This window comes from Paenibacillus sp. sgz302148, from assembly GCF_056120465.1.
Window position 1 is genome coordinate 327,655 of the sequence record NZ_JBVYOJ010000002.1, and the last position, 26,086, is coordinate 353,740.

The 26,086-nt window shown below is 53.4% G+C and carries 20 protein-coding genes; 1 reads left to right on the plus strand and 19 read right to left on the minus strand.

All coding sequences use genetic code 11. The annotated features are described in order from the left end of the window. Nucleotides 1–133 precede the first annotated feature (133 nt). Nucleotides 134–1,468 (minus strand): uracil-xanthine permease family protein, encoded by a 1,335-nt coding sequence (locus AC0LWM_RS05120; RefSeq protein WP_474673818.1) that lies wholly within the window; start codon nt 1,466–1,468, stop codon nt 134–136. 207 nt (nt 1,469–1,675) lie between these two features. Between AC0LWM_RS05120 and AC0LWM_RS05125 the strand changes: the two genes are divergently transcribed. Further along, the gene (locus AC0LWM_RS05125) at nt 1,676–2,653 is read left to right on the plus strand and encodes an aromatic ring-hydroxylating dioxygenase subunit alpha (RefSeq protein WP_474673819.1); all 978 of its coding nucleotides are present in this window, start codon (nt 1,676–1,678) and stop codon (nt 2,651–2,653) included. A gap of 148 nt (nt 2,654–2,801) precedes the next feature. On the opposite strand, the gene AC0LWM_RS05130 is transcribed toward AC0LWM_RS05125, so the two are convergent. From AC0LWM_RS05130 to AC0LWM_RS05215, 18 genes are all read right to left on the minus strand, one after another. Continuing rightward, entirely contained in the window at nt 2,802–2,999 is a 198-nt protein-coding gene (locus AC0LWM_RS05130; protein ID WP_474673820.1) for a hypothetical protein, read from the minus strand. A 271-nt stretch (nt 3,000–3,270) separates the two neighbouring features. Next, entirely contained in the window at nt 3,271–5,277 is a 2,007-nt protein-coding gene (locus AC0LWM_RS05135) for an endo-beta-N-acetylglucosaminidase (RefSeq protein WP_474673821.1), read from the minus strand. 190 nt (nt 5,278–5,467) lie between these two features. Beyond that, entirely contained in the window at nt 5,468–6,877 is a 1,410-nt protein-coding gene (locus tag AC0LWM_RS05140) for an ABC transporter substrate-binding protein (protein WP_474673822.1), read from the minus strand. A 248-nt stretch (nt 6,878–7,125) separates the two neighbouring features. Continuing rightward, nucleotides 7,126–8,085: a carbohydrate ABC transporter permease gene (locus AC0LWM_RS05145; RefSeq protein ID WP_474673823.1), complete on the minus strand. Its 960-nt coding sequence runs from the start codon at nt 8,083–8,085 to the stop codon at nt 7,126–7,128. Nucleotides 8,086–8,112: 27 nt separating this feature from the next. Further along, entirely contained in the window at nt 8,113–8,988 is an 876-nt protein-coding gene (locus AC0LWM_RS05150; protein WP_474673824.1) for a carbohydrate ABC transporter permease, read from the minus strand. Between the two features lie 3 nt (nt 8,989–8,991). Further along, entirely contained in the window at nt 8,992–11,304 is a 2,313-nt protein-coding gene (locus tag AC0LWM_RS05155; protein ID WP_474673825.1) for a DUF5696 domain-containing protein, read from the minus strand. Beyond that, entirely contained in the window at nt 11,301–13,439 is a 2,139-nt protein-coding gene (locus tag AC0LWM_RS05160) for an SMP-30/gluconolactonase/LRE family protein (protein ID WP_474673826.1), read from the minus strand. The genes AC0LWM_RS05155 and AC0LWM_RS05160 overlap by 4 nt, the downstream gene beginning before the upstream one ends. 23 nt (nt 13,440–13,462) lie before the next feature. Continuing rightward, nucleotides 13,463–14,371, minus strand: a complete 909-nt coding sequence (locus tag AC0LWM_RS05165; protein ID WP_474673827.1) for a carbohydrate ABC transporter permease — start codon at nt 14,369–14,371, stop codon at nt 13,463–13,465. A 2-nt stretch (nt 14,372–14,373) separates the two neighbouring features. Continuing rightward, nucleotides 14,374–15,321, minus strand: a complete 948-nt coding sequence (locus tag AC0LWM_RS05170) for a carbohydrate ABC transporter permease (RefSeq protein WP_474673891.1) — start codon at nt 15,319–15,321, stop codon at nt 14,374–14,376. 28 nt (nt 15,322–15,349) lie between these two features. After that, on the minus strand, nt 15,350–18,340 hold the full coding sequence (locus tag AC0LWM_RS05175) for an extracellular solute-binding protein (RefSeq protein WP_474673828.1): 2,991 nt from the start codon (nt 18,338–18,340) through the stop codon (nt 15,350–15,352). Nucleotides 18,341–18,353: 13 nt separating this feature from the next. Continuing rightward, nucleotides 18,354–19,472, minus strand: a complete 1,119-nt coding sequence (locus AC0LWM_RS05180) for an ABC transporter ATP-binding protein (protein ID WP_474673829.1) — start codon at nt 19,470–19,472, stop codon at nt 18,354–18,356. A 248-nt stretch (nt 19,473–19,720) separates the two neighbouring features. After that, nucleotides 19,721–20,503 (minus strand): hypothetical protein, encoded by a 783-nt coding sequence (locus AC0LWM_RS05185; RefSeq protein WP_474673830.1) that lies wholly within the window; start codon nt 20,501–20,503, stop codon nt 19,721–19,723. Between the two features lie 18 nt (nt 20,504–20,521). Beyond that, a complete protein-coding gene (locus AC0LWM_RS05190; RefSeq protein ID WP_474673831.1) occupies nt 20,522–21,778 on the minus strand; it encodes a sensor histidine kinase in 1,257 nt (418 codons plus the stop codon). 98 nt (nt 21,779–21,876) lie between these two features. Beyond that, nucleotides 21,877–22,572 carry a response regulator transcription factor gene (locus AC0LWM_RS05195; RefSeq protein ID WP_474673832.1) on the minus strand — a complete coding sequence of 232 codons (696 nt, stop codon included), beginning with the start codon at nt 22,570–22,572 and terminating at the stop codon, nt 21,877–21,879. Between the two features lie 186 nt (nt 22,573–22,758). Continuing rightward, nucleotides 22,759–22,929: a hypothetical protein gene (locus AC0LWM_RS05200; protein ID WP_474673833.1), complete on the minus strand. Its 171-nt coding sequence runs from the start codon at nt 22,927–22,929 to the stop codon at nt 22,759–22,761. A gap of 5 nt (nt 22,930–22,934) precedes the next feature. Further along, nucleotides 22,935–23,231 (minus strand): ferredoxin family protein, encoded by a 297-nt coding sequence (locus AC0LWM_RS05205; protein WP_474673834.1) that lies wholly within the window; start codon nt 23,229–23,231, stop codon nt 22,935–22,937. Then, nucleotides 23,228–24,523, minus strand: a complete 1,296-nt coding sequence (locus tag AC0LWM_RS05210) for an FAD-dependent oxidoreductase (protein WP_474673835.1) — start codon at nt 24,521–24,523, stop codon at nt 23,228–23,230. Before AC0LWM_RS05210 ends, AC0LWM_RS05205 begins: the two co-directional genes overlap by 4 nt. Continuing rightward, nucleotides 24,516–25,538 (minus strand): electron transfer flavoprotein subunit alpha/FixB family protein, encoded by a 1,023-nt coding sequence (locus AC0LWM_RS05215; RefSeq protein ID WP_474673836.1) that lies wholly within the window; start codon nt 25,536–25,538, stop codon nt 24,516–24,518. Before AC0LWM_RS05215 ends, AC0LWM_RS05210 begins: the two co-directional genes overlap by 8 nt. Between the last annotated feature and the right edge of the window lie 548 nt (nt 25,539–26,086).

A 26,086-nucleotide genomic window follows, 5' to 3' on the forward strand; every position in this document is an offset into this window, starting at 1 on the left:
TTATCTTAAATTTAAGATATATGATTTTTTTGTTTTTGTCAACAACCCTTATCGGCTCGAAAAAAAGGATCGAGCGGAAAACGTTCCACTCGACCCTCTATTCAATGTTCAACCTGAAAGCACATGGTTCCACTTAACTCGGTTGGCTGACAGCCGCCTGCTTCTTCCCTTCGGGGATGATCAGGTTCAAGACGACCGTGGCCAACGCGCCGACCGTAATGCCGGAAGACAAGATGTAGTTCGCGAAATCCGGAAGACCGTACAATACATCCTTCGGCAGCACCGTTACGGCAATCGTCAGCAGAATCGGCAAGCCGATGACCATCATATTCCGTTCGTTGATCTCGACGTGCTGGATGACTTTCATGCCGTTCGTCACAATCGCCACGCAGACGATGCCGAAGATACCGTTAATGACCGGCTCGGGAATGCACGTAATCGCCGCCGACAGCTTCGGCACAAGGCCAAGCGCGATCAGCAGGATGCCGGCAGCCATAATCGCTCTGCGGCTTGCAACGCCGGTAACGGCGATCAGACCTGCGTTGGACGAGTAGCCGGTCATCGGCGTGCCGCCGAACAAAGCGCCGACGAGGCAGCCAAGCCCTTCACCTGCAGCAGCGCGGTTCAATCGGTTTTCCGTCAGCTCGCTGCCCGTTACGGAGGAGACGACAAACCAAGTGCCTGTCGTTTCGATCAAAATGATCAGGTAGACGAACACCATTGTAAGGGTAGCGCCCCAATTGAATACCGGTGCGCCAAACGGGAACAGCTTCGGAAATGATACCCAATCGGCGTTTTGCACCGGCGTGAAATCAACGGAGCCGAAAAACGATGCAGCGATCGTACCGACAACGATCGAAATGATAACCGAGACGAGGCGGAAAAACGTGCCGGTGCCTCGCATTTTCCGTCCCAGAAGCATACAAACGACAAGAACGGCGGCGGAAATCGCTGCAATAAGCACATTCGTGCCGATATCCCCTTTGGCGTTGTAGATGTTGCCCATGCCGATCGGCATCAGCGCAATGCCGACGATGACGATAACCGTGCCGCCGACAAGCGGCGGGATGATGCGGCGAACCGCTTTGGCGAACCATTTCAGCGGATAGCCGAGCAGCGCAACGATAATCGCCCCGGGGATCAAGCTTCCGGCCATGGCGCCAAGTCCCAGCTTGCCGCCGATGGCAGCGATGGCTCCGATCGGGACGTAGGAAGGGCCTTGCACGACCGGCAGCTTCATGCCCACCCCGGTCTGAATGAGCGTTGCGATGCCCGTTGCCAAAAAGCACATTTGGATGAAAAACGAGGTGTTGCTCTGATCCAGTGCCAGCAATCCGGCGATAATGATCGGCGCGATGTACAGGTCCATCGCCAGCACGTGCTGCAAGCCAAGCAAAAACGCGCGACCCGCCCCGATTTTGTCATCTACGCCAACGACTAGATTGGCGCCGTTCTTTTGTTGTTCCACTTCTGTGTGGCCTCCTCAAGGTTTGTTGTTGTTAGCTTATCCTGTGCATGATACGTAACATTATAGTCGAAACTTGTCGTATTGTACATAAAAAACGTACATTTCATTATATGGACGTAATTAATGTTCGGATTTTCGTTGACTTCCCTCCCCCTACGGCCTAGAATATACTTATACAATTATCGTGAAAAAGAAAGGAATGTTGACATGATCGTTCAAGATACGGTGCTGCGCCAAGGTTGGATCGCGGTATGCCGTTCCGCAGACGTGCAGGAGAAGCCTGTCCAAGCTATCGTTATGGGAGAACGCGTCGCCGTGTTCCGTACGGAAGACGGCATTCACGCTTTCCGGGATTTATGCATTCACCGCGGCGCAGCATTGTCGCTCGGCTGCGTGCGCGACGGCAAACTGGTTTGCCCTTATCATGCTTGGGAGTATGATTCGACGGGGGCCTGCGTCAAGATCCCGCAGCTTCCTGCAGAGCAAGCGATTCCGGGCAAAGCTCGTGCCACGGCTTACGGCTGCATGGAGCGGTACGGTTTCGTTTGGGTTAACCTTAGCGGCAACGATCCGGCAATGATCGCATTACCTGAGTTTGGAGACCCCTCATTCCATAACGTCATCTGGGGCCCACAGGAGGTTCATGCCAAGCCGCCGCGCATCGTCGAAAATTTTCTGGACGTCGGCCATCTGGCTTTCGTGCATGAAGGCTATCTAGGCGTTTCGACACATGCCGAAATCGGCGATTATCGGGTCATTCGCGATGAAGACGGCATCCGTTCCGAAGAAATCGCGATTTTCCAGCCGGATCCGGACGGGTCGGGTATTGCCAAGCACGTGTATTACACTTATGAAATATTAAGCCCGTTATCGGTCAAATTTACGAAGCGCGACAAAGAAACCGGGCAGCTGATGTCCATTCTGTTGACCGTTCTTCCGGTCGATGCGGACAAGTCGATCGCCTTCGGTGTGATCTCGTTCAATTACGATACCGGTATTCCCGATGAAGAGGTTATCCGGTTCCAGAATCTGATCTTTGCCCAGGACAAGCCGATCGTAGAAAACCAGAAGCCGGAAGACCTGCCCCTGGATCTGCAGATCGAGCTGTCGCTCAAATGCGACCGGATGAGCATCGCCTACCGGCAATATTTGACCGAGTCCGGCGTCACGCACGGCACGGCTTAACAAGCCTTCTTTCATTGAAGTGCGGCTCGGGCTCGTCATTCCGCCATTAGAGAAGAGGACAACCCTCCAACATAAAGCCGCCCCCGGGTGATCTTCACCGGGAGCGGCTTTATTACGCACATATACGGCATCCGTCTTGCGGTCGTCATTATTTTTTGCCGTGATGATGGTGATGATGGTGATGAGGGTGGTGGTGGTGATGGTGGGCGGCGCCGACATCCACGTTTTTGACGGAATACGTATAACAATGTTGAGGGACCGGAACGCAATGGTGTCGGTTAATAATTTCGACGGGGTGAATGACTTGAACGATTTGGGGATGGTAATAGTCTCGGTACACTTGCACTGGCGGATCAACCACCTGAGCTGTTGGGCAATACGGGCGACATGATGACATGCGCTATCGCTCCTTTCCGGAAGTTGATATTAATATACTCCAGATGCCCTGATCAATCTTGTTCGGATGCCTATGCCCGTTTACTTTTTTGGGGCGCTTGTCTCGGTGGCGTTCGTCCAGCCCTTGGCGGGACTCTAAGTTTATACGTCCTTATGTCTAAAAAGAAAAAATGGGGACTACCCATCAGGTGATCAACACCTTCCGGGACGGCCCCATTCCGTTAACCAAACACAATTTGCAGGCGCGCTGGGTCGCTCGCCGTTCCGTCGAAGCCGACTCCCGTCAGCTCAAGCTCGACTGAGGCCTCGTCGCCGATTCGTTCCAAACCCTTCACATAATACACTTCATCGTAGATTCTGCCGACAACCATTTTGTCTCCGTCAGCATTCAGCCGGCAAATCTCGTAATACCAGATGCCGGACGGCTCAAAATCCCATGACAGAAATAGTTCCGCTTCGTTTCCGGCAAAATAGGCCTGATCCACACGGAATCCCGTTGGTGCATGCGGTTTAGGTGCAGACCCTTCGGTCAGAGCCAGCTCGCCGATATGGAAGGAATGTTCGGATTTTGAAGCTGACTCCAATCCAAGTCCGATTGCGGCAATCGTTCTTCCCGAGTACGGCTCTAAATTAACCGTCTTCCTATCCCATGCAGCGCCTGTGCCGCCGCCGATGTCCAGCCAGACAAAATGAGCCGGATCGTCTTCGAAAATAAGCCCGACCTGCACGTTTAACGCTGCGTCCGCCGCCGCATCCGTTCGATACGTTACCGACAAGTCAACTTCCGGCGATACGGCAAGCTTTGTTTTGAACAGCCTGACCTCCGTTCGGTTATCCGGTCCAAGCATGCCCGAAACCTTCAGCGAAGAGCCCCCGTTATAGGCTATGCCGTAATCGTATGAAACGCGAAGAGGCGCTTCGGAACCGCCGCTGCGAACCCACCACTGCCAGCTTGGCAAAATATCCTGAATGCCGGCGTTATTCCATTCCTTCGTGCCCGCGACATTTCCTTCCAAGTAGAAAGCTCTCCCGTGGCCTGTGTTGAACCGGGTAACGAACGGATAACCGCCGATCACCGAACGCTCCGGAATGTAATGCGCAACGCCGTCCCACTTCCGATAATTCCAAGGATCGACTTCATGATACGGATCCGGGTACGGTTCGTACAATGTCCGCCCGACGCGGTCGGTCGGATCTTCGGTCGGTCCCGACCAATACCGTCTTTCCCGCTGGTGCACCGCCTCCTGGTCGTCCGGATCCAGCTTGTTTTCGTAACGGTCCCATGTAAAATCGGTGCCGAACAAAGCCCAGCTCGTACGCGGCTCGCCGCCTTCCGGAAAGATCGCCCTCGTATCGTAAGGCGGATTGTAAGCGTATTTATAATTCTCCGTACCTGGATACAGCACCTCATAAGGATCAAGTCCAAGGCTTTTGGCGAATTCGGCGGAATCGATAATTCTTTGTTCGTTCCAAGCATAGTTGACGAACATGCTGTGGATGCCCGGTTCGCCATTGTCGATCATCCAAGGCGCATTTTTTCCGTTGAATTGATTTTGATAACGCAACGATCCGTCGGGCAGCATGGCATCATACCATTGGATATGGAAATGAGCGGGCGCTTTTTTGCGCAAATATTTGACCATATCGAGCAGTTTCGCGGCATCCTCCGGCGAAACCGCCGCTTCCTGATTGAAGAAATAACCGTCAAATCCGAAATATTCGGCCATCTCGATCATTTTGTCCGCAATTGGGAACGAGCCGTCCGGCAGCTGTTCGAGCAATTCGGAGAACTGGACCTCCCTTGGCCAGAACCAGCATCCAAGGCTTAATACGCCGTTGCGATGAGCCGCGTCGGTATACGCGGGATTCGGAATATTAATGACACCATAGTCCGGATTGTCCGCCGGGGAGCCGATGACCGGCAAGCCGTGCCAGGAGCCGTAAAAATCGGTATAATGCCAAAACTTCAGCAAATTGCAGCAAAACGTATCGTTGTATTTATACGAGGTCTTCCTGTTGTTGTAGTCCGGGGCCAAGTTCATGACTTGCGGCTTCGGACTTAGCTGCGGATTGGCCTGGGTTGCCGCAAACGGAGGAATCCGTTTTGCCAGCGGAACCCGGGAACGCAAATATTTGGCGTTCGGATCCGTCTCCGGGCTCCAATGTTTCATATCCTTCGCATGATAGCCGTGCATGGCCGGCTGATGCGAATTTACGTTTTCTTTCATTTCTTCACCTCGGTAAGAACGTTTTTGTTTGATTTGTTACGTTTCCCATTATATCAGGTTGCCGAAAATACTTCATAAGATTCTTCGCCAGCGGCGCAGCTAAAAATGCACCCCTTGGCATTCATCGGATCACCCTAAGGTAATTCCAATGATCGAGCCAAAGGGTGCACTTTACGGTTCGTACGAAACGTTATTCCTTCGCTTTCATTTCCTTCACGAGTGCTGCATATTCGTCATCCAGCTTCCGCAGGAACGTTTGCGTGTCTTCGCCGGAATCGATGAATTCGCGCAGCTTGCCCGGGATAAACATGTTCGTTGGGCTGCCGCCGTAGAGCAATGCTTCAGGACCATACTTCGAATACGGAGCAGGAGGAGCCGGCTTCAGCTTGTACAGCGCCTCGATATTGATTTTTTGATTTTTCTTGGCGATCGGATCCGCTGCGAACTGAAGAAGAATGTTCGGATCGTTCAGAACGGATGGAACCTCGCTGCGAGTCATCTTCGTTTGCTGCTCTTCCGACATCAGGAACTCAAGTACTTGGAACGCTTGCTCTTTGTACTTGCTTTGCTTGCTGATCGCGATTGTAAGCGGCAGGGAGCTTGGTCCGACATCCGGCAGATTCGGCCACGTCGGGAACGTCACGATGTCATATTTCAAATCTTCAGGCCAGTGCGGAATCGTATTCGCCACAAGGCCAAGCGTCATCGCTACGTCCTTATTCGCGAAATTGTATGCAATGTCTTTCTCGTAGTTGCCTGGGATGCTTGCAATGCGTTTGCCCAGCTCCAGGAACTGCGCAAAGCCAGGATTTTTCGAAAATTGCGGTTCGCCCGTTTCAGGGTCGGTTCCGGCCAGGGAAAGCTGCGAATAAGCTTGGGAAAGCGTATTCAAAGCAAATCCGCGGTATTTCACGCCATCGCGCTCGCCGGTTACTTTCTTGGCCAGATCGACGATTTCATCCCAAGTCATGCCGTCAGTCGGGTAAGGCACGCCGAACTTATCGAAAATTTCCTTGTTGTAGTGCAATGCGACGGCATTGTCCTCAACTGGAATACCGATCATACGGCCTTGGCCTTCCGGATCGCGCGCACGGATCTGTTCAACCGTACCCGGACGCAGCTTATCGATGTTGAAATCGAATTGCTTCATCATGTCGTCAAGCGGGAACAGCAGGTCTTTCTCTTTGAGCAGGCTGAAGTCTTCCGTCATCAGCATCAAATCCGGCACTTCGCCTTTGGCGAACAGCTTGTCGAGCTCTTCCGCGTTAACCCAAGTTCCCGCGTACGGTTTGATCGTAATGTTCGGATACTTCGCCTTCAGCGCGTCCGCGAAGCGGCCGTTAACTTGCTCTACGCTCCATGGCGCCATAAACGTCAGTGTAACGGGATCGCTTGGCGGCGTGTATTTCTCTTTAGGCTTTTCCTCTTCCGCTTTTTCTTCCGTTTTTTCTTCCGTTTTACCCGAGTTGTCGGTTTGACCTGCATTGTCTTTCGGTTGTTCGGCGCTGTTTTTGTCTTCTGATTTGCCGCACGCCGCGAGTAGTGAGATCATCATTACGCAGATCATCATAAGTACCGAAAACTTCTTCACTTTTCCCATTGTTACCCTCCTCATTTTTTGAAACAATGCTGGTACTTGCAAACTGCTTATAACGCGATTTGTCGTTTACCCTTCGCGGCATCACCTCCCCAAAGTTTTCGGGCCGCGGAGCCCTGCGCCCTAAGGCGCAGATCCATTACTCCACGAGTCCAGTCCGTTCGACGCTTTCCACAAAATAACGCTGGGCAAAGACGAATATAAGGAGCGGCGGCAGCAGCGCCAGGAAGCTGGCCGACATCTTGATCGCCTCAATCAAGACTTGAGGCGCATCCTCTTTCAGCAGCATGCTCTGAATGCTCGTATCGAGCCGGGACATTTGCAGCGCCAGCGGCACATCCGGAANCCTCAATCAAGACTTGAGGCGCATCCTCTTTCAGCAGCATGCTCTGAATGCTCGTATCGAGCCGGGACATTTGCAGCGCCAGCGGCACATCCGGAACTTCGCCCAAGAACATTTTCGGGAAATACGTATCGTTCCACGTCCAGACGAACGAAAACAAGGCGACGACAAGAATCGCCGGTTTGGCGAGCGGGAACATGACCCGCCAATAAAACTTGAACGCGCTCGCGCCGTCAATTTTCGCCGCTTCCTCCAGTTCTTTCGGCTGCGTCGAATAAAACTGCCTGAAGATAATGACGAACAGCGCGCCTTTGATTCCGAAGCCGAAGATGGACGGTATGACGAGCGATACCAGATGATTCTGGAAGCCCAGCTTCGTATAAAGCATAATCATCGGCAGCACGGTCACCTGCGGCGGAATGATAAAGGTCAGGATCAGAAAAGCAACAAGCAACTTCTTGAACGGAAACTGCATCCGGGCTAGCGCGTAGCCCATCAATCCGCATGTGATCACATGGAACAAGGCAACCAGTATCGAGGTGACGAGACTGATCAGCACGGCGTTATCGTAATTAAGCGCATTCCACGCCGTGCCGAGGTGTCCGAAGTAGATCTCGCTTGGAATCCATGTAACGGTCGGATCGATCAGATCCTTCTCGCTCATGACCATCTTCGTGATCATTTTCAAAATCGGATTGATATAAATATACGAAGTGATGAGCAGAATCCAGTAAATAAACAGTTTGAACAGAAGCCCGCGATTCACTTCCCGGCCGAGTATCACATACCGGGCAGAGCGCAAGCCGGTCTTTAATGTTTTTGTCGTTGCGACGTTTTTAAGCTTTGCAGTACTTAATTTGCCGAGCATCCGCCCTCGCCCTTTCGTTAAACGGGATTATTTGCCGAACCGGCCCGATTGCTTGTTGACCCGGAGGAACAACAGAAGAACTAGACCCAGGAAGGCTACGATAATTAGGAAATACACCCAGGCGAGCGCGCTGTTGTAGCCGTAGTTGCCGGTCGTAATCAACTCGATGATCGGGTTGAACGGGAACGTGAACATATCGACAACGGTATAAATCAAGTTGAGCATAATAAATGGCGACATGGCGGGAAGCGTAATTTTCCAGAACACTTCCCACGGTGTTGCTCCGTCAATTCTTGCCGACTCGTAGGCGGATTTCGAGATCGTCTGCCTGCCCGCCAGGAAAATCATGATTTGCACCCCGGAATACCAGAGCACCAGGACGAACCGGTTCAATACGTCCATCACCGGTTTCGACCACGAACTGTTAGACAAGTACTTTTCCAAAAATTCACCGATGGCAAACCGTTCGAGCAATCCGAGCGTCCCTTGCCCCTGGTTGACAAATTCCATCAGGATGTAGCCGGACGTAAAGATGACCGGCAGGAAGAACACAACGCGGAACACCAGACGGCCGGGGAAATCCTGGTTTAGCATGATCGCGATAAATAGCGAGAACACCAGAATAACCGGAACCATCAGCAAGATTTCCTGAAAGAACGGAATCAGCTTATCGTATAGCGCCGAGCTGCCAAACAGGATTTCCTTGAAGTATTTCAGCCCGTAAAACTCGTATTTGAATCTCCCCGGAAGGAGAGTCACCTTATGAAAGCTCATGTACAGCGAAAATCCGATCGGAAAAGCCATGAACATTAAAAATCCGAATAACCAGGGAGCGACGAACAGGAGCGCTTCCATATTGCGGACGGTTTTGGCGCCGGCCTTCCTTTTTTTAAGCGTAGCCATCGGTTAGTTCCCCCCTGCAACGACGGTAAAATCTTTCGCCCCGACCCGGATGTCGTCCTTGGTATACGGAGCGGCGTTGTAGTTGACGATGATCCGCTTTCCGTTCGAGTATTCCGTCTCGTAAACGCCGTCGTCCAGCTTGCGATGTCCGGTAATCCATTTGTCCTGCACATCGCCGAGCGTTTCGTTAAAGATTTGGTATTTTTTGGATATTTCCTCGACCCAATCCTGATAGTACGTGCTGTAGTACATTTTGAGCCTGGTCGAACGAAGCAGATCCTGCGATTCGGCATAGGTCAGAATAAAAGAAGGCAGAGAGCCGTATTCGATATTTTTCAAAATGTACGTCTCGTAGTTGTCCGCCAAGTTGGCATAACCCGAGGAATAGGGAACGAGGCCGTGCAATGTAATTTGCATAAACGGAACGATGTCGTCGGCGAACAGGTCGAACGAATACTCATTAGGTACAGCGTTTGCATAGGACGCATATTTTAAGGCGTAATCGTTCGGCGCATCGACGTCCACCCGGCCCAGTGCAGCCTCAATCTCTTGAAGCACATGCTCCTGAATGCCCTTCGATTGCTGGCGCGTGACGGCATGCCTGTCGTTATAATCGCTGTTCAGGCCGGAGCCGAGCGTTCCTCCGAACGTTAAGCCGTCGATGCCCAGCGACTTCAATTTCTCCAGATCGTCCAGAATGAGCTTTTCCGAGAACTTCGGACTGACGAGGTCGTGGATCGTCACCCGGCCAAGATCCTGCAAACCGTCGCGACTGCGTCGGAAGCCGTCGCGCCCCGTATTGTTGAACAGGTACGGCGATCCGTCAAGCATGACCGTGTGTCCTTTGGCGCGGGCGAATTCGGCGAAGCTGCGCATCCCTTCGTTGCCGCCAAGCTTGCCGTCGACCGGGAGCGGGCCGCCGAATTTGCTGAAGCCGCCGTCCTGCCAGCCGGAGTAGAGCAAGGACAAGTTTTTGACGCCCATCTTGCCGAGCTGGTTAACAATATCCTTCGCCTGGTCTGTTGTCGTGAGCGGCAGGTACGAATCCCATATGAAGCCTTTCTCCGTATCGCCGCCTAGAATATTGACCGAAAAACTGATATCGGTATTGCCCTCCTTCACCGGCTTCATGCCCGTTTCTTCCATCAAATATTGACGGTAGCGCTCGGCCATCCCGACGTAATCGGCTTTCCCCTGATCGAGAAAATAATAACGCACGGATCGGTCGGCAACCGATGCATCCTTGCTGTAGGTTAGAAACCCGTTGATTTTCCGCTTATCCGTCGGCTGGAAAAACTTGTAGCGGTATCCGTGCTCGGCCGCCGCCCAGTTGTACTGGTTAAGCGCCTTGGACGGCGCAGCGAGCAGGCTTGCATATTCAACCCCGTCGCGAACGACGGCGAGAAGCGCTTTATCCCCCGACTTGATGCCGAATACAGGCATAAGAACCGGTTTGCGGATCGACATCGTGTTGTTGTTGCTGAAGGCCAGGTCGTCTCCGTATATTCTTTCGTAATAATAGTTGTTGCTCGCGGGACGGTCCTTCTTATATTGGAGCAGCGTCCCCGGACCATCCGGGATCATCAGGTAGCCGTTCTCCTTGTCGGAAGGCTCGGCGCCCAGAAACGAATAGAGGCGAATGGCCGTAATTCGGGCATTGTTGTCTTTTTTGTTATTCTTCTTTTCGAATTCTTGCATCTCTTGCGTCGATTTGCCGTCCTTCAATCCATCCTTCAGCACGGTTGCTTCCACGAAGTCATCCTTCAGACGCACCTGCACCGGAACGACAAACCCGATATTCGGCATGGAGAACGTTAGCTTGAACCCGTCCGCCGTCATTTCAAAATCGGCAATCGTCCCGTTCTGCTCGATAACGTTGGTCTCCTTGACCTGATCCTTGCGCATGTTGAATTCGACATATTTGATGAAAAGCGGAGACTGCATATGCTTCGTCCAAGCCGGCGTATTCTCTTCTTCCTTGTAAAGATTCAAATCCGGATAAGATCTCCATATATTCCCGTTTCTCTTGTCCTCCACGAGGAAATGGCCGGTGCTCCGATCGACCTTAAGCCGCAGCGTCGCATTTTCCGCAGCCAGGGCGAAGTCCGCGTCGAGCGGAAACTCCGCCTTCACCGCCGTACCGCCAGTTGGCGCCTTGCCGGACCCTCCGCCTGTCTCCGCCGTACCGCCGTTTGTTTGCCCTTCTCCCGCGCTGTCATTGCCGGATGGAATCAGGCTCACGATCGCATACAATCCGATGATTGCAACGGCGGCTGCGACGATCCATAAACGTTTGTTAGATAAGAGCCGCTTCACATCGATACCTCCTGATAGATCGTGTAGACGAAATCCTGCAGCTCGGTTGACAAGCCAAATGCGATCGAGATGAGCACCCATAGGATGGTCATGGCAATAACGGAATACAAAATATTCGCAATCGTTTCGCCTACGCCGTAGTTTTGCAGCGCCTGGATTTTCCAGAAAAACAGCAATCCGCACCAAATGTACATCGCCGAGTCGAAAAAGCTATAAATGGCGAGCTCGCTATGCGTCATCACGTTCGATAGCAGCGCAAGCGGCAGTCCCAGCAAGATGATCGGGAACAGGGAATATGCGCCGCCGATAAACACGTCCTTGAACCGGGCTTCGCCGTGTTGGATCGAGCCGATCAAATAGTTGCATACGACCCAAGTGAGCCAAGTGACGCCGAATATCATAATGAACGTTGTGCTTCGTTCGTTGTTCATGACCGGCATGAAGCTGAAGCTCGTCATATATTCCTTGATCAGCAGCACCGCTACAACGGAGGCGAGCAGGATCGAAGCGCTCAAGTAGCTGCCTTTGTTGCTGAACCGCAAGTCGCTGAAGCCTTCGAGCGGAGACTTCAAAATCGTAAAAGCATGCTTCAGCTGCTGCATGATTGTAAGCTTGCTCCATGGCGTTTCGCGTTTTTTGCGTTTGAACCAGCCTAATTTTTTGCGCAGTCTCCCCGTAATAAGGAAGACAATGCTTAGAATGACGAATAAATTCGCAATAAGCGGGAAGTTGCTTTGGAACCATTTCAACCGGATTTGCCAGAAGGCGTCCGAATAACCGTCATCGTCGCCGGCAAGCTGGTACAGCTTCATCGCTTCGGCGTAATCCTCCCGATGAAATGCGGCTTGCGCGAGTCCGCGGTATGCCGGGGAATACAGCGCATTCAGCCGCAGCACCTCTTTCCAGTGCGTTTCGCTTTCCTCGTATTTGCCTTCCTGGGACAATTCGGATGCCTTTTGACGGGCAATTCCGAATTCCGTCGGCTGCAGAACGTGGATGAGCCCTTGCGATTCATCCAGAATGAACAGTTCGTTCCGGGAGTTGGACGCGACCGACACCGGGCTTTGGCTGATGCCAAGCTGCGGCGTTCCGAACGTCACCGGCCCGGTCCAGAAAAACAATAGCTCACCGCCCTCGCCGTACTGCGTCACGGTATTGAAGTTTTTGTCAATGACGGTCAGATTGCCGTTCCGATCGACCGTAATATCCGTAAGCAGCGGTTTATCCAAATCCTTCTTGCTTGCATCGGCAGGCGTCTGGCTTTCGACCCGTCTGGAGCCTCCAAATCCGAATTTTTTGTCTTTCCACAAATTTTCGCCTCGAATGTTCAGCTTCTTGACCTGCTCTTTATCCGAGCCGGACACCGTATAAATGAAGCCTTCCTGATCCAGATAAATGTTGCGGATCGATGTCGGCAGCGTGCGAACCTGACGGCTGCGCTGCTCCTTCGTGTAGAACGATTGGCGAATGATGTCCATCAGGGTGACATCGGTTTGGTTCGTGCCGTAGAAGCCGTAGAACTTTCCTTCCGGATCCAGCTGGAGCACGCCCTGGTAGCTGCCGCCCGAGATGATGTACAAAAATCCGCGATTGTCTACGACCATATTGGTCGGTTCATATTGAAACGTCTCGTTGATATATCTTGATTTCGGTCGATTGATCTCCTGGACCAATTTTCCGCTCGGATCGAGCTTTACGATTCTTTTGTTGCCCGTATCGGCAATATAGATCATGCCGTCTCCGCTTACGAACACTCCGCGCGGTTTGTTCAGCTTGCTTTCCGGCACATCGATGAAGCGCTTCAGCTCCCCGTCCTTATCCAGATGGACGATCCGATTGTTGTCCGTATCCGCGACATAAATCTCGTCCCTCGCGTCGATGAACAGATCCTGCGGATTTTTAAGCGGTGAATATTCGCGAACAATGACGCCCTCTTCGGACTTGGCCGCATAAATGTCGTTGCCGATAACCTTTTGCGGATAATATGCAGCCTGCGTCGAAATGATTCGGCCGTAGCCGTCCCTGCTTAACGTATCGTAAGGAGGGATCGCGCCGGCGGGTACCGGGGCGATTGTCGCGATAAGTATAGCCAGCCCGATAACGAGCAATAACGATCTGCTTAGACGCCGTTTCATGACTCTCCCCCCGTTTACTTTGCCTACTTGATTCCAGAATGCGCCATGGTCGTAATCACCTTGCGCTGCGATACGATAAAGATAAGCAAATTGGGGATGAACATCACAAGCGATGCCGCAGCCGCAGCCCCTTGTCTTGCAACGGAGTTGGCCAAATTGGACGTTAACGTTCCGATGTAGAAAGGCAATGTCTTCATCGCATCGCTCTGCATGAATAAGGCGGATGTCTCCGAATTGCCCCATGCCGTCTGGAAAGCAAGGATCGTAATCGTGGCCATCGCCGGCGATACGATCGGAATGACGATTCTCAAGAAAACTCTCATTTCGGATGCTCCGTCCAGCTTAGCCGCTTCCAGCAGTTCGTCGGGTACTTGGTCCATAAATTGCTTGAGCAAAAATACCCCTACCGGCAGCGCGAGAATCGGCAGCAAGTGTCCCCAATACGTGTTCATGATGCCCAGTTCCTTGACGACGACATACCTTGGAATGCCCATCGTCTCCACGGCGATCATGAGCGATACAAGAATCATGCCGAACACGACGGTGCGTCCTGGAAACTTGTGCTTGGACAGCGGGTACGCGCACATCGCGCCCAATACGACCATGCCCACCGTCGCCAGTACGGTCACGATCACGCTGTTCAATATAAAACGGGAGACCGGCAAAAACGTATTTTGCGTCAGGTTGAGCAAATCGATAAAGTTTTGCGTTGTCGGCTGCTGCACGAAAAAAGTCGGCGGAAACAGGAACAGCTCATGCAGCGGCTTGAACGCGTGATTGAACAAATAAACAAGCGGCAGCAGCATAAACGCCGACAGCACCGTCAGAAACAGGATCAACCATTTTTGCGTGCCGTCCAAGCTGCGTATATCGTGCCAATACATCTCTAACGTTAAGGACATGCGTTTCCCGATGGATCTCCATTTGATCATGTTCATTCACCTTCCTTGGGACCCAGCAGAGAAAAGATGAGCCTGCTTAGCATCAATGTTGCGAATAACAGCACAATCGACACGGCCGACGCATACCCCAGCTCCAAACGCGTAAACGCGTAATCCTGGATATGGTTCTCGAACAATTGTCCGGCGTAGTCCGGCGTCGGGTTCATCCCCGACAGCTGCGTTCCGATACCGCCCGACCGAAGCGTGCCGACAATCGACATGACGGCGGCAAACAGCATCTGCGGCTTCATCATCGGAATCGTAATATGCCAAATTTCCTGCAACCGGCTGCGAATCCCGTCGATGCGTCCGGCCTCGTACAGCTGCTTGTCGACGTTAAGAATGCCCGCGAGAATGGCCAGGAAGCCGAGGCCCATGCTTGCCCAGATCGACACGACGATCATAATCGTCATCAAGTAATCCTTGTCGATCGTAAACAGCATCGGCTGCTCGATCAGGCCCCATTTCAGCAGCAAGCTGTTAATATATCCGTTCCGGTCGCCCGTGAACATGACCTGCCAGACGACGGCCAATGCAATGCCGCCGGTGAGCGACGGCGTATACATGGCCAGCGCATACCATACACGCAGCGTACTGGGCAGCTGGGCGATGAGCCAAGCAAGCAGAAAGGCCATCACATAGCCGACCGGGCCGACGAACAAAGCGAACTTAAACGTGTTCGGGATGACATGCTTCAGGAAGATGACATCCTGGGAAAACAAATTTTGATAGTTGATCCAACCCGCCCAGGTCGGAAACTCGATGGAGTTGAAGTGCGTAAAGCTGAGGCCAACGCCAACGATAACCGGGACGGTGATGAACAACGTAAAGATGATCAGGAATGGCGCAATAAAAGCATATGAAAGACGATACTTCCATATTTCCCGCAATTTATGTTTCAGCTTGCTGCGAAAGCCTGAGCCTGTGCGCGGAACTGCCATTTGGTTCTGGTGCGATAGAGGCTGCACGCTATTTGGCAATATTCTCTACTCCTTTCCACGGTTCGGTCACTTGCGGGAGATTCAGCGATCGGATCTTCTCGCCTTTTTCGTCGACGAATTTGAATTCCTGCGATTTGCGAATAAGCTCGCGTTTAATTTCTTTAATCGCCTTCTCAAGCGAGATCCGGTAGTTTTCGCCGTCGACCGTCGTCCGGTTCCATGCGAATCCAAGCTCCCTGGTCGTCATATAACCGCCAGGCACGTTCGGAAGTTCCTTGGTCCACTTCCACTGCTCCAGAATGATCGCCAGATCGTCGCGCTTCCACGGCATATTGGCGAACGCCTGCACGTTGGCCGAGTTCCAACGGAACGTTTCCCCGTAGAACTGCTCCAGGTTGAGGCCGTATTCGGTTTGCGTTTCCGTCGAGGCGAACCATTGAAGAAACTTCCACGCCTTTTCCAGACGTTCCGGCGATGCCTGCTTGAACAGCATCGAGTTTTGCGGGTTCGAGCCCCCGGCCCATCTCGCCAATGTACCGTCCGGCTGCGGCGTTCCGGGAATCGGCGCGATGCCCCATTCGTTCGTCAGCTCCGGAGCCGCTACAAGAAGCTGCATGTACATGTTGAAGTCCGCGATCCCGACCGGGGTTTCCCCTCTTCGGAACTGGTTGTAGAAGCTTTGCACGACGCGGTCGAGACCGTGCCGGTTATAGAAATCGGTCCATTGCTTATACGCCTGGAACGCCGCCGGCGTATCCAGGCCGGTGTTCAGCCCGTCTTGCGTGTACAGCTCGACGTTGTTCTGGAACATCATCGGCGTAAAATCGTTCGGATCCATATAGAAGTTGTACTGGTTTTGCAGCAGCGTCGGCAGCATCCGGTACACGTCGGCCCACGTTTGCGGAATTTCCAGATTCAGCTGCTTCAAAATATCTTTGCGATAGAACATGACCTTGAAGTTGATCGTCTCCGGCAAGCCGTAATACCCGCCGTCGTAGAAGAACGGCAGCAGCGTTCCCGGATGGTACCTAGCAAGCAGCTTGTCGGCCCCCGGCATCTTGCTGAGATCCAGCGCCGCGTTCCGCAGCGCCATGTCGAACGGCGTATTCGCCGGCACGCCGAGCGCAACATCCGGCATCATGCCCGCTGCATTGGCAAGCGTCAGCATATCGGACGAAGGAATCAAGTTCAGCTTGACCTTAATGCCGGTTTCCGGCGTGAATCGTTCGTTAACTAGCTGTTGAAGCTCGTCGACGTAATCTCTGCCGTAGATCATCCATACGTTCAGCGTATCTTCCGTAGTCTCCCCAAGCGGATCGGCCATCGTAAACGAATACGTCAAGGAATTGATCACGCCCTGCGTCTTCTCCAGGAAGTTCGCCGTCAATCTCGGCGTTTCCGCCTCAATTGGAGCAACGTATACCCGATCGAGCTGCAGCGGGGAATCGGCCAGCATCACCCGCTTGGACTCCAGATCCTCCTGAATCGTCGCGAGTCTGACGATCGAATTCGGGATTTCGTTCGGCTCGGCGAGCAGCTCCGCCAAATCCTCCGCGCTGTTCTTAAGCGAATGCGCGATATCGTCCGTATATTCGTTAATTTTCTGCATTTCTCCGATCATGGCGGCGATGTCTTTGCGAATTTCCGCAAGCCGGTCCGCCATGCCCGGAATATCTTTCTCCGCATTCCACACTCTGTACTTGTCGGTCTTGTTGCCGGTTACCATGCGCAGCTCATGCAATATCGCTCTCAGCTCGCGCGAAACGCTATCCATTTTGACAACAAACGGCATATATGGCGCATACCCCGCCTCCATCGTCAGTGTATGCTTCCCTTTCGTCAGGAAAAACCCGTAAGGGTCGCCTTTGTCGTCCGACAAAGTGATCTGCTGCCAGCTGGAACCGTAAGGAATTTTGTAATTTTCCATTTCCGCAAACGGGATTTTTCCGTCGACATAGACCGTGCGGAATACGGCCAAGTTCTTGCGCGCATTCTGCTGCGCTCGGGCGACGATTTTGTAAATGCCGTCCTCCGGCACTTCAATGTCCCAAGAAACGGCCTGGCCGCCCTTCATCCAGCGCGATCCGCCCAGCACGTTATATGCGATCGTTTTCAACGAACTCGGCGTTGTTTGCGGATCGCGGTCGTACAAGTTCTGAATCGCAGTCGAATTTTTTTTGCTCAGCTGCTCTGCCTCAAGGGTAATGATGTCGCCCTGCTTGCGCGCGTCTGCGGGAAATCGCCCTTGGACGGCGCTGTATGCCGGCAGCTCCTCTTGCGGTTTCAACGTAAACGTCTTGAACGCCGCAGGCTCGCGAACCGCCTCGATGCGCAGTACGTTCCGCCCTTTCTGCAAATGCCACTCCAGAGGGCGGGAATACGCGCCGTTCGAATCGCGGAACGACTTCTTCTTCCAGCCGGCGATTTCTTCTAGCTGCGAACGGAGCTGATTGCCCGCCGTATCGTATTTGACCGGCTGCACATCGCGGTATTCGCGCTCGAAATTCATGGAACGCGCTTCCCGGAACGGGAATTCGCCGTTGATCCGGGCGGCCAGCGTTACCGGCTGGCGGCTGCCTCCATCTCCGGCGGCGTACGGATAGTATTCCGCCTCGATTTCGTACAAGCCGTCCTCCGGTACTTGCACTTCATATTCGATCCAGCCTTTCGGAGCCGACCATAGCAATACGCCGTTCTCGCCTCCGTAAGCGCCTGTCTCGACCTTTGCGTCATCGGATTTCCGAGCGAAATTGCTCGCATCGATGACGATCTCGCGATCGGCCTTCTTAATTCCTTGCTTCCGCCATGCGGCAATCTGATCGTAGTAATAAGGCTCAAATGTCTCCACCGACAAGGTATCGACTGGCTCGCCGGCAGTGCCGACGCTTTCTTCGGCTGCGGCTTCCTCGTTCAAGGCGTCTGGGCCGGAAGGCCACGCGAAAGCGGCGATGCTCACGATCAAAGCGGCAATGAGCAATAGCGATATATATTTCTTTTTTGATGACATACGTTTTGCCACTTCGTTCCCCCCTTCAATCCGTCAGCAAATTTCCGGTGTCCTTATGGAAGAACAGCGCCCTGTTCATATTGACCGCCGCCGTCACTCTTTCCCCGTCGTCGCACTGAAAACGCTCGTGCGCGCGGATGACAAGTCTGCGCTCCTGTTTCACATCGACATGATAATAACGGTCGGAGCCGACGAATTCGTTAAATTCCAGCGTGCCGGTGATGATCGAATTCGGCGAATCCTCGATCGCACCGGCTTCGAAGCTGATATGCTCCGGCCGGATGCCCATAATGACGGCACGGTCGATCAAGTTATGCTCCCGAAGCTCGCTCGCCTGCTTTGGCGTCAACCGCAGCGCGAATCGGCTCGTATGGAATTCGAGCGCGCCGTCGTTGTGCATCAGCCTTCCTTCGACGAAGTTCATCGGCGGGTTGCCGATAAAGCTTGCCACGAACATATTGACCGGACGGTGGTAAACCCGCTCCGGCGTATCGACCTGCTGGACGACGCCTTTGTTCATGACGACGACGCGATCTCCCATCGTCATCGCTTCAATCTGATCGTGCGTCACGTAAATCGTCGTCACGCCGATTTTCTTGTGCAGGCTAATGATTTCCGAACGCATTTGCACGCGGAGCTTGGCGTCCAGGTTGGACAGCGGTTCGTCCATCAGAAACACCTGCGGCGTCCGGACGATCGCCCGCCCAAGCGCGACCCGCTGCCGCTGTCCGCCGGACAGCTCGCGAGGCTTGCGGTTCAGGAAATTTTCGATTTCCAGAACGCGGGCCGCCCGCTTGACGGACAAATCAATTTCATGCTTCGGCATTTTGCGCAGCCGCAAGCCGAAGGCGATATTTTCGTATACGGACATATTCGGATAAAGCGCATAGTTCTGGAACACCATCGAGATATCCCGGTCCTTCGGCGGCATATCGTTCACAAGCGTATCGCCGATATAAATCTCGCCTTCGCTTATATCCTCCAAACCGGCAAGCATGCGCAGCGTCGTTGATTTTCCGCAGCCGGACGGTCCTACGAATACAAGAAATTCCTGATCCGCTACGGTAAGATTGAAGTCGTTGACGGCGATTTCCTTGTATTTCCCGTATCTTTTGTAAACGTGGTTGAATTGTATGCTAGCCAATCGGTTCCCTCCGTCTTTTTAAAAAATAAGAAAGTATATGTTTTTCTTAAAATGATAAGAAAAGCTTCGATTCGAAGTCCTTTCCACGATGAATGACCCTGCGTAAGAGGAAGCTTTTCAAAAAAGTATACGTTTTCAGCATTAACCGCCGGTAAACAAATCCGCTGAAAAGAAGGCGCTGGCCGTTTATCATTAGAAAGCGCTTACCTGTTAGAATAAAATATATCAAATCTGCTGTTAATGTAGTGTTAAGCTTTAAATTCTGTTCTCGCCTTCGTCATAATGAGCATCAACGCCAGTTGGATGCAGGACATGACATAGGCGTAAACCAATATTCCCAGAGCGATCACCCCTAGATTCCAGTACAGATGCAACAGCAAACTAACCGCACCGGAGAATAGGAACATGGCAGCCGCTACAAGGGCCGTTTCCGGCAGCGAAGTCTTCAGGTAGCCCCAGCTCGTCTTAAACGCTTCGCCGAGATTCGCCCGATCGGCAACGATCGTAAATTCCACATAAATATATGCGATGCGCAGGATGAAGAAGGTGAGAAAAGCGGTGAAAACACCAACATAGCCGAATAAAATCGCAAGCAGCGCGGTTAGGGCGATTTTGGCGAAAAAAAATAAAGCGTAAAACATAAAAAAGCGAAGGAAGTAGGCTCGTCCGTAAGCGAGAAAGCGCGAAAAGCCCGCCCGCTCCCCTTGGGCGATTTGCAATAATGAGCCGATATACCCGCCCTGCGCAAACGCCGTCGCCAGCAGCAGCAGCAAGACGACAATCCAGAACAACGGGGGAAGGCCGGCCGGATGGCTTAACAATTCCGTTCGATTGGCGAATAGCGGCGTATTCAGCAAATGCCCGACGGAAGGAATCCCCATCTCCAGAATGAGTCGCAGCGACCAGCCGGACTGGCCGCTGAAGCCGACCGCGCTTAGGCCGGCGATTAACGACACGACATCCACCAGGATTGGATATAACAAGACAATCCAATTTCTGTTTATTTTCCCAAAAGATTTAATAAGCGTCATAACGATGCCTCCAACGAATCATGATGTTATTTTGACGTTCGGCAGATGGACATAAAAATTCGATCCGACGCCTAGCTCGCTCTCCGCCCGGATCGTTCCTCCGTGCGCCTCCGTCAATATTTTGGCGATGCTTAGTCCTACGCCAAGCCCCCCGGTATCGCGGGATCGCGATTTGTCGGTGCGGAAGAAGCGCTGGAATATAAACGGGAGATCGTTCTCGGATATGCCGATGCCGTTATCCGAGCAATATAATACCGTTTCCTCCGGGTCCGATCGCAGTCCGACTTCGATTTTTCCGTTCTCCTGCGTGTATTTGATCGCATTCGAAATCAGGTTGGACAACACCTGAACGATCCGGTCCGGATCGACATCCGCGTAGCACGGCGAATTCGGCAGCTGGAAGGTAAGCTTGATTTGCTTGTCCTCCGCCAAAAATAAAAACCCCTCGAGCACTTCCTGCGCAAGCTGCGTCATGTTCACCCGCTCGAAGTGCAGCAGGAAACGCGCGCCTTCCGCCTCCGACAGCTTCTTCATATCGTCGATCAGACGGTACAGACGATCGATTTCGGTATAAATTTTTTGCAAATTATCTTGCGTGAACGGATAAAAGCCTTCAAGCATCATATCCAGCCTGGACAGCACGGCGGTCAGCGGCGTTCGCAGCTCGTGCGTCAAGTCCTGCATTAACTGCTTCCTCCACTCCTCCTGATCGTTGAACTCCGCCAACAGGCGATTGATCGTATCCGTAAGCTGAATCAGCTCATGCGTTCCTCCCGGCGGAATGACGATTCGCTTATTTCCTTCGGCGATCGTCGCCGCCAGCCTGGCACCCGAACGGAGCGGCCTGGACAGCATCTTGGCCGCAAACCAGCTCGCAAGCAAAGAAACAATCACAATGGCCACGATGATGGCATAACGTTCCTCGTTGTCCAGATGAAACAGGTACGGAAGGTCGATCCCGCTATCCAGGGAGAAGTAAGCTTCCAAATACCCTTGCGCCTTGCCGGCATCGATGACCGGGACCTTGACGATATAGGGTTCGGAAGCTTCGCCTTGGCGGCTTGTGGAATCGTACAAAACGGCGCCGTTTGGCGCATAATACCGGACGGCGGGCGCAAACTGCCGGACCGTATCGTCAAACCATATGACCGTTTCCTCCGAGAACCCGCCCTCCTTCATATGCGGCGCGATGACGTAAGCCATTTCATAGGTGTGGTCTTTGAAAAAATCTTTTTTGAATTGAATGACGGACCGATCCCAGGAATACGTTAACATGGCATACAATCCGAACAGGAAACAAAGCACGAATAAGGACAGGCTTACAAACAAAAAGAGTTGCGTTCGTCCATATGAAATCATACTCATCGTTTGTCTTACCCTTCGTCCGGCATAAAATTGAACTTATAGCCCGCTCCGATTTTGGTCACGATATATTCCGGATTTTTCGGGTCATCCTCTATTTTTTTGCGTATATTCAAGATATGTACATCCATGGCACGTCCGTCCCCAATGTAGCGGTAACCCTGCACCTCATACGATAAATCCTGCCGGCTGTATGCTTTGCCGGGATTTCGAACCAGAATGCCAAGCAGCTTGAATTCCGTAATGGTCAAATTGGCCGGTCTGCCGTCAATGAACACTTCCTTCAGCTCAAAGTTGACGACAAGGCGCCGTTTGTTGAACCGCAAAATTTGCTCGCTGCTCGAGAACATATTGATTCTCCGCTTCAAGGCATGGATCCGGGCCAAAACCTCCTTAACGCGAAAAGGCTTCGTAATATAATCGTCCGCGCCCAAGTTAAAGCCGTTGACCATGTCGCTTTCATTCGCCTTGGATGTAATCATGATGACGGGCACATTGGACTCCTGCCGAATGCATCGGCATACCTCCTCGCCCGGAATGCCTGGAATCATGAGGTCCAGTACGACCAAGTCCAGCTTGAAGTTACGTACTTTCTCCAGCGCTTCCTTGCCGTCACTCGATGTATGGACTTTCCAGCCTTCGGCTTGAAACAACGACACAAGCACTTCGCGGATCGACGGCTCATCCTCTACAATCATGATGTCCATAACCTGATATACCCCCATTTTAAAAAATTGCAGTAAACGCTATCATACCGATGCGCTATTCAATATTAGCATACTCGCCCAGGTTGTGCATGCCGCCTATCGAAAGTTGGTATACCTTTTTCAAAGTGAAAAAGCCGTTAAGGCCCGTATGTTTGGCCCTAACGGCAGTCATCGGTCTTCGCTTGTTCATGGGCCGAACGCCGCATGGCTATCGCCTATTTTCCGCAGCAGCTCGGCTTTTTCCCAGCTTGAGAAATTATCCTCCCATACGATGTGATAACGATCCTCCTGGATCGATATGATGACGCCAACGGCACCGTCCTTGATATAAACGACGCGGTCCCCGACGCGGAACATGGCGTTCACCCGAGCCTAAAGATGATCCCGTGACCACCTTTAGGGTATTCCCACTTGATGTTCTGATGCGGGCAGCCGATCCGGCAGCTGCCGCATTCGTGGCAGCCTTCGTAGCCTACGTGCATGCGCACGTCCTCCCATTTGTACACCTCCGCCGGGCAGAAAATCGTGCATATTTTGTCCGGACAGCTCGACATGCACACTTCGTAATCGAGCACGTGAAGGTGGGAGTTCGTATCGGCCTTGAAACGGACGAGATATTGCTTTTCTTCGATCTTCTGGCCTTTGGGAAGCTCGCTCATTTGATCACCCTCCAAGCTTTAAACAAATCGCGGGCAATTTTGAATTTTTGACCGGCCGTGCCGAGGTCTCGCCAAATTTTGCGCTGCTTCTCCTTCTTCGACGCTCCGTCCACGGTGAACATTTGGCTCGCCGCCCGGTTCATCATCGGAATGTACTGCTCGAAGTAATGCGGGTATTTCTCGAAATGATGCGTCGCATCCTTGTATTTCTTCAAGTCTTTGCCGACGAAGGAGCCCATCAGACGCTCTCTGTAGCGGATCAGCGTTTTTTCCGTGTAGTCGCCTGCCTCCTTCGCCTCTAGAATCGTTTCCGCCGCAAGCACGCCGGACGTCATCGCCATATTGGACCCTTCACGGTGGATGGCGTTGACGAACTGCGCCGCATCGCCCACGACGACGACGCCGTCGCCGACGATCTTCGGCATCGACCGGTAGCCGCCTTCCGGGATGAGGTGGGCCAGATACTCCTGCTGCTCGCAGCCTTGGATGTAAGGCCTCAGCATCGGGTGCTTCTTGACGTATTCCAGCAGCTCGTAAGGCTTCAGCTTGTGCTTGATCAGCCCGGACAGCATCGTGCCGACGCCGATGTTCAAGCTGTCCTTGTTCGTGTACAGCCAAGCCGTGCCGAGAATGCCTTTGGTCGCGTCGCCGAATATTTCGATCGTGCAGCCTTGATCGCCCTCGAGGTTGAAACGATCCTCGATGATCTTCTTGTCGAGCTTCAGCACCTCCATCACCGCAAGAGCCACTTCGTCGGGGCGGAATTCCTTGTGGAAGCCAAGCGACTTGGCGAGCAGCGAGTTGACGCCGTCAGCGAGAACGACAACGTCGGCGTACACGTCCCCATCGGGTCTGTCGGTTCTAACGCCAACGACGCGGCCGTTCTCGACGATACATTCCAGCACAACCGTTTCGTTCAGCAGCAGCGCCCCTTGCTCCACCGCTTTGTCGGCGAACCACTGGTCGAACTTGGCGCGCAGCACGGTAAAGTTGTTGTACGGCTCCTGCCCCCATTCAAGCCCTTTGTAGCTGAAGGTGACCGCCGACTCCTTATCCAGCATCATAAACCGCTGCTCCACGATCGGCCGTTCGACAGGCGCTTCCTTGTAGAAGCCCGGGATGATGTCCTCCATCATTTTGCGGTAGAGGACGCCGCCCATGACGTTTTTCGACCCGGGGTATTCTCCCCGTTCAATAAGCAGAACGCTTACGCCGGCCTTCGCCAAAGTGTATGCGCAGGACGTCCCGGCAGGCCCTGCCCCAACGACGATCACATCGAATTTTTCAGCCATATTGCACCTCGCTATGTAAGGCTTCGCGGAACGCTTCGGTCAGTTGCGGCACGATGTCGAACGCGTCGCCGACGATGCCGTAGTGACACGCCTGGAAAATCGGCGCGCTCGGGTCCTTGTTGATCGCAATGATCAGACCCGAGTTCTGCATGCCGACCAAATGCTGAATGGCTCCGGAGATCCCGATGGCAAAATAAACTTTCGGCGTGACGGTGACCCCGGTTTGCCCGACCTGGTGGTGGTGTGGCATCCAGCCGGCTTCCACGGCGTCCCGGCTTGCGCCGACAGTTGCGCCGATCGTGTCCGCGAATTGCCGGATCAGCTCGAAGCCGCTCGGCCCGCCGAGTCCTTTGCCGCCGGCGACGATGATATCGGCTTCGTCGAGCCGAATGCGGGGCGTCGTATCGCGGACGATCTCCAGCACCTTCGTGCGGATGTCGTCCTCGCGCAGCGCAACCGGCTCCAAGACGATTTCGCCGATCCGGCTGTAGTCCGGCGCAAGCGCCCGGACGACCTTCGGACGGACGGTCGCCATCTGCGGCCGATCCTTCTTGCAGAGGATCGTCGCCATGATGTTGCCGCCGAAGGCCGGACGGCTCGCTTCGAGCAGCCCGGTTTCGGCGTCGACGTCGAGCATCGTCGTGTCGGCGGTCAGCCCGGTCGCGAGGTCGGTCGCAACGGCGCTCGCCAAATCCTTGCCGGTTGACGTCGCGCCGTACAGGAAAATTTCCGGCTTATACTTGCGGCAGCCCTCGATCACCGCCTTCATATAGGACTCCGTCCGGTATTGGCGGAAGATCGGATCGTCGTACACGTACACCGTATCCGCGCCGTAGGCGATCGCGTCGTTCGCAAGCGTTTTCACTTTATCGCCGATGAGGATGCCGGCGAGCGGCACGCCCCGTTTGTCGGCAAGCCGCCTGCCGGCGCCGAGCAGCTCCAGCGATACGGGTACGACGGCGCCGTTCTTGTGCTCGATAAATACCCAGACGCCGCGGTAATCTTGAATATTCATCGCACGCCTCCCTCCTCCATCGCGGTTGATGGCTTAGACTCGCCGCTCCGCTCGGCGGAATCCGGTGTTTCCTTCACCGATTCCGAAACCGCTTCCGACTCCTCGCTCGCTTCCGCAACCTCGGCGGCAGCGGAAACCGACTCTACGTCCACTGCCACTTGTGATACGGGTTCCATATTCTCGCTCGTCACTTGGGCAGCTTGTGTATCGGCTACTTCTTGCGCGTCCACAACCGGCTGCGCGACCATTTCCGTTTCCCCGATATCCACCTCTTTCGCTTCCGCTACCGGTGCTTCAGAAGCCACCTCCACAACCTTTGAGGCCGATACCGGCTCCTCGCTCGTCGCTTTAGGCGTTTCCGCATCCGGAGCTTCCGGCACTTTCGCCGCTTCCGTCGCTCCCGTAGCTGCTTGTGCGTTCGGCGCTTTCGATGCTTTCGGCGTTTTCGGTTCTTTCCGGCCTTTCGGTGATTTCGGCGCTTCCGCCGCTACCGGCGTTGCCGGTACTTCCGCTGCTTTCGGCGCTTCCGGTTCTACAGGTGCTATCGC